Source organism: Flavobacterium sp. I3-2 (assembly GCF_013389595.1).
Classification (GTDB): Bacteria; Bacteroidota; Bacteroidia; order Flavobacteriales; family Flavobacteriaceae; genus Flavobacterium.
In genome coordinates, this window is record NZ_CP058306.1 from 1862224 (window position 1) to 1877113 (window position 14890).

At 30.3% G+C, this 14890-nt stretch carries 17 protein-coding genes; 9 read left to right on the forward strand and 8 right to left on the reverse strand.

Annotation, left to right across the window (positions count from 1 at the left end; translation table 11 throughout):
• Positions 1–48 precede the first annotated feature (48 nt).
• Both HW119_RS08715 and HW119_RS08720 read right to left on the reverse strand, forming a co-directional pair.
• A complete protein-coding gene (locus HW119_RS08715) occupies positions 49–585 on the reverse strand; it encodes a TetR/AcrR family transcriptional regulator (protein ID WP_177763430.1) in 537 nt (178 codons plus the stop codon).
• Positions 586–663: 78 nt separating this feature from the next.
• On the reverse strand, positions 664–1176 hold the full coding sequence (locus tag HW119_RS08720) for an FUSC family protein (protein WP_177763433.1): 513 nt from the start codon (positions 1174–1176) through the stop codon (positions 664–666).
• A gap of 113 nt (positions 1177–1289) precedes the next feature.
• Here HW119_RS08720 and HW119_RS08725 point away from each other — a divergent pair, with 113 nt between their 5' ends.
• Both HW119_RS08725 and HW119_RS08730 read left to right on the forward strand, forming a co-directional pair.
• Positions 1290–1826 carry an RNA methyltransferase gene (locus tag HW119_RS08725; protein WP_177763436.1) on the forward strand — a complete coding sequence of 179 codons (537 nt, stop codon included), beginning with the start codon at positions 1290–1292 and terminating at the stop codon, positions 1824–1826.
• A gap of 263 nt (positions 1827–2089) precedes the next feature.
• A complete protein-coding gene (locus HW119_RS08730) occupies positions 2090–2269 on the forward strand; it encodes a hypothetical protein (RefSeq protein ID WP_177763439.1) in 180 nt (59 codons plus the stop codon).
• A gap of 32 nt (positions 2270–2301) precedes the next feature.
• On the opposite strand, the gene folK is transcribed toward HW119_RS08730, so the two are convergent.
• Positions 2302–3441 (reverse strand): 2-amino-4-hydroxy-6-hydroxymethyldihydropteridine diphosphokinase, encoded by a 1140-nt coding sequence (gene folK / locus HW119_RS08735; RefSeq protein WP_177763442.1) that lies wholly within the window; start codon positions 3439–3441, stop codon positions 2302–2304.
• Positions 3442–3571: 130 nt separating this feature from the next.
• On the opposite strand from folK, the gene sppA reads away from it, so the two are divergent.
• Entirely contained in the window at positions 3572–5338 is a 1767-nt protein-coding gene (gene sppA, locus HW119_RS08740; RefSeq protein WP_177763444.1) for a signal peptide peptidase SppA, read from the forward strand.
• A 175-nt stretch (positions 5339–5513) separates the two neighbouring features.
• Positions 5514–6281, forward strand: a complete 768-nt coding sequence (locus HW119_RS08745; protein WP_177763447.1) for a hypothetical protein — start codon at positions 5514–5516, stop codon at positions 6279–6281.
• Between the two features lie 35 nt (positions 6282–6316).
• On the opposite strand, the gene HW119_RS08750 is transcribed toward HW119_RS08745, so the two are convergent.
• Positions 6317–7111, reverse strand: a complete 795-nt coding sequence (locus HW119_RS08750; RefSeq protein WP_177763450.1) for a DUF2797 domain-containing protein — start codon at positions 7109–7111, stop codon at positions 6317–6319.
• Between the two features lie 98 nt (positions 7112–7209).
• Between HW119_RS08750 and HW119_RS08755 the strand changes: the two genes are divergently transcribed.
• The gene (locus HW119_RS08755; RefSeq protein ID WP_177763453.1) at positions 7210–8721 is read left to right on the forward strand and encodes a GH3 auxin-responsive promoter family protein; all 1512 of its coding nucleotides are present in this window, start codon (positions 7210–7212) and stop codon (positions 8719–8721) included.
• Positions 8722–8730: 9 nt separating this feature from the next.
• A complete protein-coding gene (locus HW119_RS08760; protein ID WP_177763455.1) occupies positions 8731–9171 on the forward strand; it encodes a hypothetical protein in 441 nt (146 codons plus the stop codon).
• 134 nt (positions 9172–9305) lie between these two features.
• On the opposite strand, the gene HW119_RS08765 is transcribed toward HW119_RS08760, so the two are convergent.
• The 3 genes from HW119_RS08765 to HW119_RS08775 all read right to left on the reverse strand — a co-directional run bounded on the left by HW119_RS08765 (position 9306) and on the right by HW119_RS08775 (position 12334).
• The gene (locus HW119_RS08765) at positions 9306–9542 is read right to left on the reverse strand and encodes a hypothetical protein (protein WP_177763458.1); all 237 of its coding nucleotides are present in this window, start codon (positions 9540–9542) and stop codon (positions 9306–9308) included.
• 74 nt (positions 9543–9616) lie between these two features.
• Entirely contained in the window at positions 9617–11818 is a 2202-nt protein-coding gene (locus HW119_RS08770; protein ID WP_177763461.1) for a S46 family peptidase, read from the reverse strand.
• A gap of 57 nt (positions 11819–11875) precedes the next feature.
• Entirely contained in the window at positions 11876–12334 is a 459-nt protein-coding gene (locus tag HW119_RS08775; protein WP_177763464.1) for a GNAT family N-acetyltransferase, read from the reverse strand.
• Positions 12335–12357: 23 nt separating this feature from the next.
• Here HW119_RS08775 and HW119_RS08780 point away from each other — a divergent pair, with 23 nt between their 5' ends.
• Positions 12358–12588 (forward strand): hypothetical protein, encoded by a 231-nt coding sequence (locus HW119_RS08780; protein WP_177763467.1) that lies wholly within the window; start codon positions 12358–12360, stop codon positions 12586–12588.
• On the opposite strand, the gene HW119_RS08785 is transcribed toward HW119_RS08780, so the two are convergent.
• Positions 12583–13818, reverse strand: coding sequence for a 3-deoxy-D-manno-octulosonic acid transferase (locus HW119_RS08785; protein ID WP_177763470.1), 1236 nt, complete (start codon positions 13816–13818; stop codon positions 12583–12585). The two genes, HW119_RS08780 and HW119_RS08785, sit on opposite strands and share 6 nt — an antisense overlap.
• 139 nt (positions 13819–13957) lie before the next feature.
• On the opposite strand from HW119_RS08785, the gene HW119_RS08790 reads away from it, so the two are divergent.
• Both HW119_RS08790 and HW119_RS08795 read left to right on the forward strand, forming a co-directional pair.
• Positions 13958–14416 (forward strand): DUF1569 domain-containing protein, encoded by a 459-nt coding sequence (locus tag HW119_RS08790; RefSeq protein WP_317171480.1) that lies wholly within the window; start codon positions 13958–13960, stop codon positions 14414–14416.
• An 11-nt stretch (positions 14417–14427) separates the two neighbouring features.
• Positions 14428–14886, forward strand: a complete 459-nt coding sequence (locus HW119_RS08795; RefSeq protein ID WP_255497845.1) for an SRPBCC family protein — start codon at positions 14428–14430, stop codon at positions 14884–14886.
• Positions 14887–14890 lie beyond the last annotated feature (4 nt).

A 14890-nucleotide genomic window follows, 5' to 3' on the forward strand; every position in this document is an offset into this window, starting at 1 on the left:
CATAAGAAAAACACAAAAAAAAGCAACCCAATTACGGATTGCTATATATTATATTAAAGCGTATTTCTTTTTTAATAAGGTAGCGATTTCTTGATAACGTTCTTTTGAAAGTCTGTCAGAAACGTAGCTTTTCCAAACATTATCTGTTAATAATAATAAAGTTTCGGCTTCAAGTTCAGGATATTTGTAATTTAAAGTTTCAAATGAAGATTTTAATTTGTTTAAACTAGGCTTCATGTAATTTTGATGATATTGTTGTGCAATCGGATTCAAGGGTAAAATTTTGTAAATCATGCGCCAAAAATCAAATTGATGGTCAATCAAAGCAATCGGTAAATCAATAAATTTTATTAAAAATGCTTCAGCAGAATCAGCTGCGAGAAAGTTTCTTGTAAAATCGATGGCATCTAAATAATCTTTTTTTATAAGTTCTTCAATTAAATTATCTTTCGTTCCAAAATATTTAAAAATTAAAGCTTCAGAAACACCCGCTTGCTTTGCAATTGATTTTGTCGAAGTAGCTCGCGCGCCTTGTTCTGTGAATAGAAAAAGCGAAGCGTTTAAGATATCTTGTTTTTTTGACATTATTGCTTTTAGAGTTTAATGCAAATATACGAAATGCTATTATGGTATTTTTCTAAACAGTTTCTTAAAAATACAAATTTAACTTTCGGTAATTTTATAATGCTTTTTAAGTTTTCGAATGATTATAGAAGAAAATAATGTTATCGAAAATCCGATAAAACATCCTAAAACCACAGTTCCCGCTCTGAAAATTGGCGTTAATTCGATGTTTGATAAATGAGGTTGAAGTAAAACAATTAGCAAAGCTACAATGGCAACGCGCGCCATATTCATAACTTTTAAAACATAGCAAATAATACATGTTGCTACGATTCCGACTGTGATTAATGAAATTGTTGGTTCGTGATTGATGAAAACACAACATAAACCTACCATTGAACCAATTAAGTTTGATTTTACACGGTCATTAGTCAATCGTCTTGAATCTTTTCCTTCGGGTGAAATAACTAAAATAATCGAAAGTAAAACCCAAAATAAATCGTGTTCAGGATAAGCTGTCATAATTTCATAACCAATCAAAAAACCAATTACACATCGTAAAATGTAAATGATTAATTGTGAAGTGATGATTTTTTTTATAAACGTATCCATTGTTAATTTTATTCGGATTGCAAAGTTATCATTTCAAAACATAATTTTATTTTAATTTTAGATATAATTTTTTTGACTTTAAACTTAATTGTAAGTTTGCAAAAAGCAACAAAATGAAAAAATTAGTTTTAGACGAGTTAAATCGCATAAATGTTGAGGAATTTAAACAAGCTGAAAAAACTCCGATTATAATTGTGTTAGATGATATTCGCAGTTTACATAATATTGGTGCTGTTTTTAGAACTTCGGATGCCTTTTTGATTGAGAAAATTTATTTATGCGGAATTACTGCAACGCCTCCAAATAAAGAGATTCACAAAACGGCTTTAGGTGCAACTGATACTGTTGCATGGGAATATGCTAAAAATGTAGTTGAGATTGTAGAAAAATTAAAAGTAGAAAATGTCGATGTTTACTCGGTTGAGCAAGTTGAAAATTCGATTATGCTAAATGATTTTTCGGTTTCTGAAAACGTAAAATATGCTTTGGTGTTCGGAAACGAGGTTAAAGGTGTTTCGCAAGAAGTGGTTAATTTATCTAACGGTGTGATTGAAATTCCACAATTAGGAACCAAACATTCATTGAATATATCGGTTAGTGCTGGAATTGTAATTTGGGATTTATTTCAAAAATTACAAACTTTAAAATAAAATATATTAATTGTTTTAAAATGAGATGTTTAGTTTTTGTACTTCTATTCATTGTTAGCCAAGTTAATGCGCAATCTGAAATAAAAAAAATAAAATCCTTTACAATAGAATCAAGTTCTGGGTTTGATAGTACAATAATAATTTCTGATGATAGAAGTATTATAAGACAACGAGGGGATTTAGTCAAAAATTTAAATGAAAGTGATAAATTAACACTTGAAAAATTTATAACTGATTTGTTTGTTATAAAAAAGTGTTCAATTGTGAAAAAAATAGAAAGAATAGACGGATATACTTATTCATCAAATGATTTGATGAGTATTTATGTGAAATATAATGAAATTGAATCTGAAGAATATAAGCTTAATTTATCAGTAAGCAATTATAAAATTGAATATTCTGAGGAATTCAAAGAGTTTCTAAGATTCTATTTTAGATTGTAAATTTTAAAAAAATAAAAACAAACAAATGAAAATTAGTTCGTTTTTATTTTATCTTGAATCTGATTTAAAATCGCAATGTAATCTTCTTGATTTTCGATTAAATCGATTTCAGTCATATCAATCACCAACGTATTTTGATTTTTATTTATTTTGATAAAATCCGCATAACTTTTATTTATCTTATTTAGATAATCTGCCGGAATTTCAGATTCGTAACTACGACCTCTTTTCTTTATATTATCTAATAATCGATTGGTTTCTTGATGCAAATAAATATACAAATCAGGCTGGGTAACTTCTTTATACATGATGTCGAAAATGTTTTTGTATAAACGAAATTCATCTTCATCAATCGTAACTTGAGCAAAAATCAATGATTTGTAAATGTAATAATCGGCTACAATAAAATCCTTAAACAAATCTAGCTGACCTAAATCTTCAGAAATCTGTGAATATCTATCAGCTAAAAAAGACATTTCTAACGGAAAAGCATATCGCGTCGGGTGTTTATAAAACTGCGGTAAAAACGGATTGTCGGCAAATCGTTCTAAAACGGTTTTGGCATTAAAATCTGCGGCAATTTTTTGTGTTAAAGTTGTTTTTCCAGAACCGATGTTTCCTTCAATTGCAATAAAATTTAATTGATTAAACGTGTATTTATCCAACGGATTTGTTAATGTATCCACTTTTTTAATTTCAGATATGTCAGAAGTTTCTGTCAATAAATCTTTAAAAGTTTTTTTCAATTTTGGATGTACCCAATCGGATTTTATATCACAACAAGGTTTTAAAACAAATTTGCGGTCTTGAACAAACGGATGCGGAATGTTTAAATTTTCTGTTGAAATGATTTCTTCGTTATACGAAACCAAATCAATATCAATACTTCGAGCGGCATAACCAGAAGTTTGATTTCTGATTCTACCCAATCGCTTTTCGATTTGTAAACAACGATTTAGAATATCTTCGGCCGATTTAAAACTGTGAATTAAAATCGCACAATTATAGAAAGCATCACTTTCAAAACCCCAAGAAGGTGTTTCGTAAATCGGAGAAATAGAAATAACGCTGCCAACTTCGTGATTAATTAAGTCGATAGCTTGTTGTAAATTGTTTTTTCTATTGCCTTGGTTGCTTCCTAACGAAAGAATAATTTGATGTTGTTTATACATAATGTAAAATAAGTAAATAACTAACAAAAAACACAATCCTTCGAAAAGTAGTTTTCCACAAAAAAAGTTTTAAATAGTTGTAACAAAAAACGAAGTTCAACTACTTATAGATTAAATAAAATTATAAAGCATGAATTTTTTTAAAAATGTATTAGCAACAATGGTCGGAATTATACTTTTTAGTATGCTTTCTTTCTTTTTGTTGTTTATAGTAGGAATCGCTATTTCGGCTTCATCTGAATCTACAGTTAGTGTAAAAAATAATTCTGTTATTAAATTAGATTTATTTGCAGTAACCAACGATTATGGCGGAAAAACAAGAGTTACCGATTTTGAATTTTCTGAAAAAAATAACGACGGATTAATCGATGTATTAAATGCCATTGAGTTTGCTAAAACAGATTCGTCTATCAAAGGTATTTCTATCGAAAATAATGCTTCAATGTTAGGAATTACCCAACGTAAGGCAATTCGTGAGAAATTAAATGAATTTAAAAAAACAGGGAAATTCGTTGTTGCTTATTCTGACGGATATTCTCAGTCTGAATATTATATGAATTCTGTTGCGGATACGGTTTATTTAAATCCGATGGGAAGTGTTGATTTTAAAGGATTAGCTTCTGAAATTTTGTACATGAAAGATTTGCAAGAAAAATCGGGTGTTAAAATGGAAGTGATTCGTTTAGGAAAATTTAAAAGTGCTGTAGAACCTTATTTACAACAAACTATGAGTGAAGAAAATCGTGAGCAAATGACGGTTTTATTAAACTCGATTTGGGATGATGTAATTACAGATATTTCTGAAAGTAGAAAAATTAGTAAAGATTCATTAAATGTAATCGCAACTAATTTAGATGGTAGAACACCAGAATTAGCTTTAAAAAACAGATTAATTGACAAAATTGCGTATTTCGACGAATATGAAAACGGAATGCGTAAAGCAATGAATATCGAAAAAGATAAAGAAATCAATAAAGTTGATATTTTAGATTATGTGACATCAACTTTTGGAAAATCTAAAAACAAAGCAAAAGACCGTGTTGCGGTAATCGTTGCTCAAGGTGAAATTCGTGGAGGCGAAGGAAGTGTAAATATTATTGGCGAAGGCTCAATTAATCGCGCGTTAAAAGAAGCTAGAAATAATGAAAATATAAAAGCGGTTGTTTTACGAGTAAACAGTCCAGGTGGAAGCGCTTTAACGTCTGATATTATTTGGAGAGAAATTGAACTAACTAAAAAAGTAAAACCAGTAATTGTTTCGATGGGTGATGTTGCTGCATCTGGTGGATATTATATTGCTTGTAATGCAGACCGTATTTTTGCGGAACCATCTACTATTACAGGTTCGATTGGTGTTTTTGGTGTGATTCCAAATTTTAAAGGAGTTGCGGATAAAATAGGAGTGAATGCAGAAACGGTTAAAACGCATGCAAATGCTGCTGGTTATAGTGTTTTCGAAGAAATGGATCCAGGTTTTAGAGAAATGATTCAGGCAGATATTCAACGTGTTTATGATACTTTTGTGAATCGTGTGGCTGCTGGAAGAAAAATGACTTATGATCAAGTTCACGAAATTGCTCAAGGTAGAGTTTGGACAGGTTCAATGGCATTAGAAAATGGTTTAGTTGACGAAATAGGAGGATTAGATAAAGCTATTGCTTATGCTGCTGAAAAAGCTGGTATAACAGATTATAAAATTAATTATTATCCAGAATACGAAATTAAGTTAAGCGATTTATTCAGAGGTTTGCTTGGAATTTCTGTAAAAGAAGCACAACAACAAGCTATTATAGAAACCGTTGGAAAAGAAAATTACGAACTATTTGAAAGGTTAAATTATTTAAAAGAAACAAAAGCCATTCAAGCGATGTTACCTTATCAAATAAATATCAAATAAATTCAATTTATTACTCAATATTATTCAATCTAAATACCCAAATTGGCTTTGCTTTTTTGGGTGTTTTTTTATGTAATTGTTTAAGAATATGTAATTAAATTGAATAAAAATTTGCTTTTTAAATTAAGTTTGTTTTTGTTTGTTAAAAAAATATATATTTACAAAAAAAAACATAATGAAGAAAGTTTTAATGCTATGTATGACCGCTGGTCTGTTAATTAGTTCTGTAGAAAGTATTGCTCAAGAAAAGATTAAATACTCAAAAGAGGATTTAAAGATTATGGATGATGATTTGTTTGATGAAGTTTTTGTTGGGGTTTCTTCAAAGAAATTAGCAACAGTTGTTTTGAAAGACGGAACTAAGTTAGAAGGTACAGCAACAAATTTAAAAAGAAAAAAAGGACAAATTTATTCTATCGATATAAAAGTAGGTAGTGGTAAAAAACAAACGTACGAGTCTGATGTGATTTCAGAAATGTATTTACCAATTTCAGGAATGGCTAAAGCGTCTAAAGTTTCAAAATACTTTGGGAATGTAAATAATTTTGGAAGAAAGAGCTTGAAAGATTCGGCAAATCCAGATGAGGTTTTTGTTAAAAATGTAAAAGCTTCTTTGAAAAATAAAAAAGATGAACAAGAATTTTTAATGCAATTAATCAATCCTGAGTTTAGTAGTTTGATTGAAGTTTATGCAGATCCCAATGCTAAAGAAACTGGTGGAATTAGTTTTGGTGGAGGTCCAGCGATTAGTGGTGGTGTAACCAAATCGTACTATGTCAAGAAAGGAGATCAAGTGATTTGGTTAAAAAAATCTGATTTTGAAGATCAATATAATTTCTTGTTTGGAGATAACCCTGAATTCATGAAACAGTTTCCTTATAATTCTATAAAATGGGATCATCTAAGTTACTTGATTTATCAATATACTAAATTGGCATCATAAAAAATAAGTCTCGAAATTTTTCGAGACTTATTTTTTTAAATACTAATTTTTACTTTATAACCTTCGTAGGTTCTGATATTAAAAACTGTATTGTCGTCAAAAATTAAATATTGACCTTTGATTCCGATTAATTTACCAGAGTAAAATGCAGATTTATCTAAGTTTAAACTTGAAACTTTTGAAGGGAAATATTCAACCGGATATTCTAAATGTAAAACTTCATGCTTTGTTTGTTCAAAATAAGGTAAAACTTCATTAGGTAATTTAGATTGAGTTTTCTGAACCAAATCAACTAAGTCAACCGCCATAATTTCGTTTGTTAACATTTTACGCCAATTGGTTTTATCGGTAAACGAATCTTTTAAATGTACTTCCGTAATTCCGGCTAAATATCTATTCGGAACTTCAACAATCGGAATTGCATAACTTGCGCCTTGGTCAATCCAACGAGTCGGCACTTGCGTTTTTCTTGTAACTCCAACTTTTACATCACTCGCAACAGCCAAATAAACAATATGTGGTTGTAATTGTACTTTTTGTTCGTAAACTAAATCTCTGTCTTCAATGCCTAAATGCGCTTTACTTAGTTCCGGACGCATAATCCAATCACCAACTTCGGCACTCGAATTAAAACAATCAAAACAAAATCCTTGACGAAAAATCTTTTTTTCTTTGCCACAATTCAAACATTCGTAACCATCAAATTGAATTTGTATTTCTTTATTCAATAATTGATTAAAATGAATGAATGAATTTTTGAAAGCTAAATAATATTGAATTGGATTTCCGAATTCAGTTTGCATTTTATTTAAAACTCCTTGGTATTGCATGAGATTTTATTAATTTTGATTTCAGACAAATTTACTAAACTTTAATTGAACTTATATTAACTTATTTTTTAGTAAATTTATACGGAAGATATTTTAATATGGCATTAACAATAATCAATTCAATTGTAACATGGATTTTAAAAAAGCGCATTCATCAAATGGAGCTTTTTATGAAATTTCCTATCGATGTACAAAACGAATTACTTTTAAGTTTAATTAATCAAGCACAAAATACCGAGTTTGGGAAAAAACATCAGTTCTCATCCATCAAAAATTATGAGGATTTTTCAAAACAAGTTCCGTTAAGTACTTATGAAGAATTTGAACCATTAATTGAACGTGCGCGTAAAGGTGAACAAAATGTTTTTTGGCCAACTCCAATAAAGTGGTTTGCTAAATCGAGTGGAACAACAAATGCCAAAAGTAAATTTATTCCGGTAAGTCCAGAAGCTTTAGAAAATTGTCATTTCAAAGCAGGAAAAGATATGCTTTGTTTGTATTTAAATAACAATGAAGATTCGCAATTGTTTACAGGAAAGAGTTTACGATTAGGAGGAAGTAAGCAACTTTATGAAGATAATAATACTATATTTGGAGACTTGTCTGCAATTATAATTGATAATTTACCTTTTTGGGCAGAATTTAGTTCAACGCCGAGTAACAAAGTTTCGTTGATGAACGAGTGGAACGAAAAAATGCTAGCCATTGTAGAGGAAACGCGTAATGTAAATGTGACAAGTTTTGCAGGAGTTCCGTCTTGGATGTTGGTTTTGTTTAACAAAGTTCTAGAACAAACAGGAAAAGATAATCTGTTAGAAGTTTGGCCAAATGCTGAAGTTTATTTTCACGGAGGTGTTAGTTTTGAACCGTATCGCGAACAATATAAAAAGTTGTTTCCGAGTGAAACTTTCAGGTATTACGAAATTTATAATGCTTCGGAAGGTTTTTTTGGAATTCAAGACCGAAACGACCACAACGATTTATTGTTGATGTTGGATTATGGTATTTTTTATGAATTTATTCCGATGGAAACATTTGGAACTTCAAATGAAAAAGTTATTCCTTTGTCACAAGTTGAGTTAAATAAAAATTATGCAATGGTAATTTCAACGAACTCAGGTTTATGGCGCTATTTAATTGGTGATACCGTTCGTTTTACATCTTTATTGCCTTATCGAATTAAAGTTTCGGGTAGAACAAAACATCATATCAATGTTTTTGGAGAAGAATTGATGGTTGAAAATACAGATAAAGCTTTAGCTTTGACAGCAGATTCGTTTGATGTTGAAGTAGTGGAGTATACTGCGGCACCCATTTTTATGGAAGGAAAAGAAAAAGGTGCACACGAGTGGATTATTGAATTTAAAAATCCGCCTGATAATTTAGAAAAATTTGCTCAAGCTCTTGATTTGAATATCCAAACTTTGAATTCAGATTACGAAGCTAAGCGTTATAATAGTATGACCTTGAATCAATTGAAATTACATTTAGCTCGTCCGAATTTGTTTTATGGATGGTTACGTGATAAAGATAAATTAGGTGGTCAGAATAAAATCCCACGTTTATCAAATGATAGACATTATTTAGAAGAATTATTAAAATTAAATTAATTACAAAAAATGAGTGAACAACCAATCAACATCAATTACAGATTGATTAGTATTAACACAGAGGAGTTTGATGCAAAAGAGTTAGAAAAAGACAATGGAACTTTAGATTTAAACTTCGATTTTCAATTTGGTGTTAATAATGAAAAACGTTTCGTTAAAACGATTTCAAAATTCAAGTTTTTATTAGATAAAGAAGAGATGGTAACATTAGCTGTTTCTTGTGAGTTTGAATTCGAAGCTAATGGTTGGAATTTCTTTATTAAAGGTGACCAATTAGTATTGCCAAAAGGATTGTTAGAAATGTTAGCAAACTTTACAATGAGTACAGCTCGTGGAGTTTTACATGCTAAAACAGAAGGAACAAAAATGAATAAGTTAATTATCCCGATGATTAATGGGGAGTTTATTAAACAAGATTTAGCTATTCCTTTAAATGCACAAGTAAACTAATAAATTATTAGATACGTTTTTAAAGCTCTACGAAAGTAGGGCTTTTTTTATGCGTTTATTGATAAAAAGAAATTATATAAAATGATAAAGCCCCGCTTAGCGAGGCTTTATTGATTCTAACTATAAGTCTAGAATTATTTTGCTGGAGCAGCGTCAGTAGCTGGAGCAGCGTCAGTAGCTGGAGCTTCAGTTCCTTCAACAACAGCAGCTTCTTCAGTAACAACTTCTTCTGCAACTGGTGCAACTTCTTCAGCAACAGGAGCTACTTCTTCAGTTACTACTTCTTCTGCTTGTGGTTCTTTAGCTGTATCTTTACAAGAAACGAATGCTACAGTAGCAACTAATGCTAAACTTAAAACGATTTTTTTCATCTTACTAAATTATAAAAGTTAATTATTAATTCTTGACAAAGATATAAATTTTTTGTTTCGAGATTACAAAAAGGTTATTTTTTTTTATTTTTTTTAACCTTCTTTAACTTATTGTCTTTCAGTTCTTTATCTTTTGAAGCCTGTTTAGGATAAACAATTTTCATTTCTTCGATCAAATGTTTTGCGTCAGCGTACTTGTCAATCACGAATAAAATGTATCTCGCATCAACCATAATGTTTCTACAAATAGCAGGATCATAATATATATCGCTCATAGTTCCTTCCCAAACACGGTCAAAATTTAATCCAATTAGGTTCCCTTCAGCATCTAAAGCAGGTGATCCAGAATTTCCTCCTGTTGTATGATTTGTTCCGATAAAGTTTACTGGTAACTTTCCGTTTTTATCAGCATAAACACCAAAATCATTTGTGTTGTATAAGTCAATTAATTTTTGAGGAACATCAAATTCATAATCGCCAGGAACGTATTTTTCCATAACTCCATCTAAATACGTAACATAATCATAAGTTACCGCATCTTTAGGAGCATATCCGTTTACTTTACCATAAGTTACACGTAACGTACTGTTTGCATCTGGAAAAATTCTAGCGTCCGGATTCATTTCTAATTGCGCTTTCATATACGTTCTTTGTAAAGCTGCAATTTCTGTGTTTAATTCTTGATATTTAGGAGCTACTTTATCAAAATAATTATCTGCTAAATCTTTTACCAATTTAAATCCTGGATCTTGATTCATTTTATTGATAACCTCAGTTGCATTACCATTTAATAGAGCTTTGATTCCGTCGTAAGAAGTTAATACTGTTTTTGCATAAATTGTATTCGTTAATTTTGTGTAATCGATATTTTTAATAACAGCTGGAGTTAAATCAGCAGGAGCATTTTTTCCATATAATTCAATTACTTTTTCAAATACATCTTTATCTACGTTTTTGTTGTAATCTTTATATAAAGCTTCAAAACCTTTGATTAAGTTTGCTTTTCTGTCATTGAACGATTGTTCTCCGTTTTGTTTGTAAGCATTTTCTAATTGGTACAATCTAAATCCTATAGAAATTAATTCGTCATTACGTAACGATTCTTGAAAATAATCATTTGCTAATGCATAAGGCGTAATTTCTTTATATAATTTTTCGAATTGAGGTAATAGATTTCCGTATTCAGCTTGTTTACCTGCTTTGTTAACTTTGTTTGTGAAATCTGCTTCGTACGCTTTTTTAGTTGCTACAGCATTTGATTTTTTTAAACCTTGGCTTTCACCAATCCATTTTTTCCAATAGTTTGCAGTACTCGCAAATTTTGAAGCGTATTGAATTTTGATTGCTTGGTCTTGACGCATATAACCATCGGTTACTTTTAAAGCGGCATCACGAATTCCGATTTTTGCTGGATTTAAAACTTCTACAATTTGTTCAACTGCGTACGAAGGTAAATATTCTTGCGTTCTACCTGGGTATCCAAAAACCATTGTAAAATCATCTTGCTCAATTCCGTCTAATGAAACAGGTAAGAAGTGTTTTGGTTGGTAAGGAACATTGTCTTTTGAATATTTTGCGGGACGATTATTTTTGTCAGCATAAATTCTGAATAAAGCAAAATCTCCTGTATGACGTGGCCAAACCCAGTTGTCTGTATCTGAACCAAATTTTCCGATTGATGAAGGCGGAGCTCCAACTAAACGAACGTCTTCAAAAGATTCTGTTACAAATAACATGTATTGATTTCCTTCGTAAAACGTACGAATCATTACATTTTGCCAATCTTCGCGTTTGTATGTTTTTTGTAAATTAGAAATGTTTTTCTGAATTAACGCTTTTTTATCAGCCTCAGATTTTAAAGCGTCAACACCTGCTAAAACTTCTTTAGTAACATCGTTAATACTAACAATAAAAGTAACTTCTAAATCTTCGTTAGGTAATTCTTCTGCGTAAGATTTAGCCCAAAAACCATCTTGTAAATAATCGTGTTCAACGCTTGAATGCGCTTGGATTTCGCCATAACCACAGTGGTGATTGGTTAATAATAAACCGTTTGGAGAAATAACTTCAGATGTACATCCACCATTAAATTGTGGAACGGCATCTTTTAAACTCGATTGGTTTACGCTGTAAATGTCTTCAATTGACATTTTCATACCTAAATTGGTCATCTCTGTTTCGTTCATTCCATTCAACAACGAAGGAATCCACATTCCGCCTTGTTGTGCGAACATTGGTACAGAAAATAATACTACTAAAAGTCTTAGTAATTTCATAATTTTAAATACTTGATTAATGATTTTTTTTAAGAATTCGCAAGATACAAATTTTATCTAAATGATATTTTTCTCATTTTTATAAATCATCAAACCGCGATGATGTGTTTTAAAATCTGATTTTTTATATAATTCTTGCGCTTTTTCATTATGAGGTTCCACTTCTAAATACAAAACTTTATAATCTTGTTCTTTAGCGAAGTTTTTTGCAAATTCAACTGCCATTTTACCTAAACCTTTGCCACGCATTTTTTCTGAAATGTATAATTCGTCTAAAAAGGCGATGGTGCCGCCAAATTCAAAACTAAATAAGGTCGCAAATAAGATGTAACCCACCATTTCGTTTTCGTAGCGAATTTCAAAAACACGTCCTAATTGCGGTTGTTGAATAAAATATTCGAAATTACGTTTGGTAGCTTCTGTATCAATTGGATAATTGTCTATCGCGTAAAAATCGACCATTAATTCGGTGATTTTATTTATGTTTTCGGATTTTAATTCTTCAAATGAAATCATATATTTGTTTAAATTAATTTTTTATGGATTTTATTTTAAAAGATTTTAGTTTCGGATTATTTGCTTGGCAATTGGTATTATTGTTAAATATTCCTCTAGTAATTTGGGCAATATTTTGTTTAATTAAAAGTAAAAAACAAAACACATCTATCAAACTGTTGGTTTTAATCTCCTTGGTTGCATTTCCAATAGTTTCGTCGTTAATCTATTTGTCAGATTATTATTCAAAAAATATTAAAGACCGCATGTTATAAATTGGTCTTTAAATAATTGATAATAACTTGAGTTGCGTTTTTGTTTTTTAAGACAAATTGCTGACTCAAGTTTCCTTTTTCTTTTCGGATATTTTCATCTTCAATTAAAAGATTAAACGCATTGTTTAAATCCTCTTGATTATGAACAACCAAACAACTTCCTAACGCAACCAAATCTTTAGCTTCTTGAAATTTCTGGTATTTTGGACCAATAATAATCGGAACACCAAAAGTTGCAGGTTCTAAAATATTGTGGATTCCGGTTCCAAAACCGCCACCGACATAAGCAATTTCGGCATAGCTGTAAATCTTGGTTAAAATTCCAATCGTATCAATAATAAAAACATCAAATTCTGATAGGTTTTTACCTTCTTTATCTGAAAATAAAACTACCGATTTTTTAAGCTGATTTTTAATATTCTGAATTTGATCTTCCTTAATATTATGAGGTGCAATGATGAATTTCACGTTTTGTGTATTCTCATTAATATAAGGCATAAGAAAAGCTTCATCTTGCGGCCACGAACTTCCAATGACAATGGTTTTGGTGTGGTTTTTAAAAGCTTCTATAAAATCAAGTCGATTATCTTTTTCTAAAATCTGAGCTACGCGGTCAAAACGTGTATCACCATTAACGGTTACATTATTAAAATGCAATTGCTGTAAAAGTTGTTTTGACGTTTCGTTCTGAACAAAAAAATGCGTGAATGCTTTTAAAGCTTCGCGATAAAATCCGCCGTAAGGCTTAAAGAACAATTGATTTTCTCTAAAAATTCCTGAAATCAAAAAGGTAGGAATATTTCTATTTTTTAATTTCGTTAAATAATTCGGCCAAAATTCGTACTTAATAAAAAAAGCTTGAATTGGTTTTACCAAATCTAAAAAATGTTTTACGTTGGGTTTTGTATCTAACGGAAGATATAAAGTTACATCAGCAATAGTGTTGTTTTTTCTAATTTCATATCCCGAAGGTGAAAAAAACGTAAGTACAATTCCCAATTCAGGTTGTTCTTTTTTTAAAGCTTCCATAACCGGCAATCCTTGTTCGTATTCACCTAAAGAAGCTACATGGAACCAAACGTATTTTTTATTCGGATTGATTTTTTCTTTTAAAACAGCAAATGAATTTTTTCTTCCGTTGATGAATAATTTCATTTTCGAACTGAATAAACTCGAAATCGGTAAAAGTAAAGAAACTGTTTGAATGCCAATCTGATATAAAAAACGCATAAATTGAATATTAATAGAACAAAAGTACGTATTTGTTTTTACTTTGTTTGCTTGCTTAAGCAGAACCTAATCTTTTCTTGAAAAATGGTACGATTTGATTTTAGATTTAAACAAAAATGTATATTTGAAAAAAAATATTATGATAAAGAATACTTTTGATAAAGAAATAACCAACGAAATTGTTGCTAGAATTAATCAGTTAAATCCAATTACACAACGTTTGTGGGGAACAATGGATGTTGCACAAATGTTTGCGCATTGTAACGTTCCGTATGCGTACACGTTTACGCCAGAAAATTTTAAGAAACCTAGTTTTATCATGAAATTTGTTCTTAAAAAGTATGTGAAGAAAATGGTGGTAAGTCCTGAAGCTTATAAGCAAAATGAACGAACTTCTCCTAGTTTTGTTATTTCGAACGCACGTGATTTTGAAAACGAAAAGGCTTTATTAATTGCAAATATTGAAAAAACACAACAATTAGGCGCAACTTATTTTGAAGGGAAAGAAAATTTTTCGTTTGGATTAATGACTGCCGAAGAATGGAATACGATGTTTTATAAACATTTAGACCATCATTTACGTCAGTTTGGAGTTTAATAAAATTTAGAATGATGATTAGATTAAATTTTTCGATTGAAATTAATGCTCCAATTGCTCAAGTTTTTGATGCTATGTTAGGGCTCTCAAAAAAAGAAACGTACAACAATTGGTGTTCAGTTTTTAATCCCACATCGACTTATGAAGGCGAATGGAAAAAAGATGCAAAAATTTATTTTGTAGGAACAGATAAAGATGGAAATAAAGCTGGAATGATATCTGAAGTTTTAGAATTTATTCCGAATGAATTGGTTACAATTCGCCATTACGGATTTTTGCAAAATGGAGAAGAAATTACTTCAGGTCCAATCGTTGAATCGTGGAGTGGCGGACTTGAAATGTATTCTTATAAAACCAACGGAGAACAAACAATTGTAACTGTTGAGTTAGATACAACTTCAGATTATATAGATTATTTCAATGAAATGTATCCAAAAGCGTTATTAAGATTAAAAGAGTATCTTCAATAAATAC

Bases quoted from the DNA above. Each gene is read 5' to 3' on its own strand.
- HW119_RS08770 (WP_177763461.1), bottom strand. From the start codon at position 11,818: ATGAAATTACTAAGACTTTTAGTAGTATTATTTTCTGTACCAATGTTC.
- folK (WP_177763442.1), bottom strand. From the start codon at position 3,441: ATGTATAAACAACATCAAATTATTCTTTCGTTAGGAAGCAACCAAGGC.
- HW119_RS08720 (WP_177763433.1), bottom strand. From the start codon at position 1,176: ATGGATACGTTTATAAAAAAAATCATCACTTCACAATTAATCATTTAC.
- HW119_RS08750 (WP_177763450.1), bottom strand. From the start codon at position 7,111: ATGCAATACCAAGGAGTTTTAAATAAAATGCAAACTGAATTCGGAAAT.
- HW119_RS08745 (WP_177763447.1), top strand. From the start codon at position 5,514: ATGAAGAAAGTTTTAATGCTATGTATGACCGCTGGTCTGTTAATTAGT.
- HW119_RS08780 (WP_177763467.1), top strand. From the start codon at position 12,358: ATGGATTTTATTTTAAAAGATTTTAGTTTCGGATTATTTGCTTGGCAA.
- HW119_RS08755 (WP_177763453.1), top strand. From the start codon at position 7,210: ATGGCATTAACAATAATCAATTCAATTGTAACATGGATTTTAAAAAAG.
- HW119_RS08725 (WP_177763436.1), top strand. From the start codon at position 1,290: ATGAAAAAATTAGTTTTAGACGAGTTAAATCGCATAAATGTTGAGGAA.
- HW119_RS08795 (WP_255497845.1), top strand. From the start codon at position 14,428: ATGATGATTAGATTAAATTTTTCGATTGAAATTAATGCTCCAATTGCT.
- HW119_RS08765 (WP_177763458.1), bottom strand. From the start codon at position 9,542: ATGAAAAAAATCGTTTTAAGTTTAGCATTAGTTGCTACTGTAGCATTC.
- HW119_RS08715 (WP_177763430.1), bottom strand. From the start codon at position 585: ATGTCAAAAAAACAAGATATCTTAAACGCTTCGCTTTTTCTATTCACA.
- sppA (WP_177763444.1), top strand. From the start codon at position 3,572: ATGAATTTTTTTAAAAATGTATTAGCAACAATGGTCGGAATTATACTT.
- HW119_RS08785 (WP_177763470.1), bottom strand. From the start codon at position 13,818: ATGCGTTTTTTATATCAGATTGGCATTCAAACAGTTTCTTTACTTTTA.
- HW119_RS08775 (WP_177763464.1), bottom strand. From the start codon at position 12,334: ATGATTTCATTTGAAGAATTAAAATCCGAAAACATAAATAAAATCACC.
- HW119_RS08760 (WP_177763455.1), top strand. From the start codon at position 8,731: ATGAGTGAACAACCAATCAACATCAATTACAGATTGATTAGTATTAAC.
- HW119_RS08790 (WP_317171480.1), top strand. From the start codon at position 13,958: ATGATAAAGAATACTTTTGATAAAGAAATAACCAACGAAATTGTTGCT.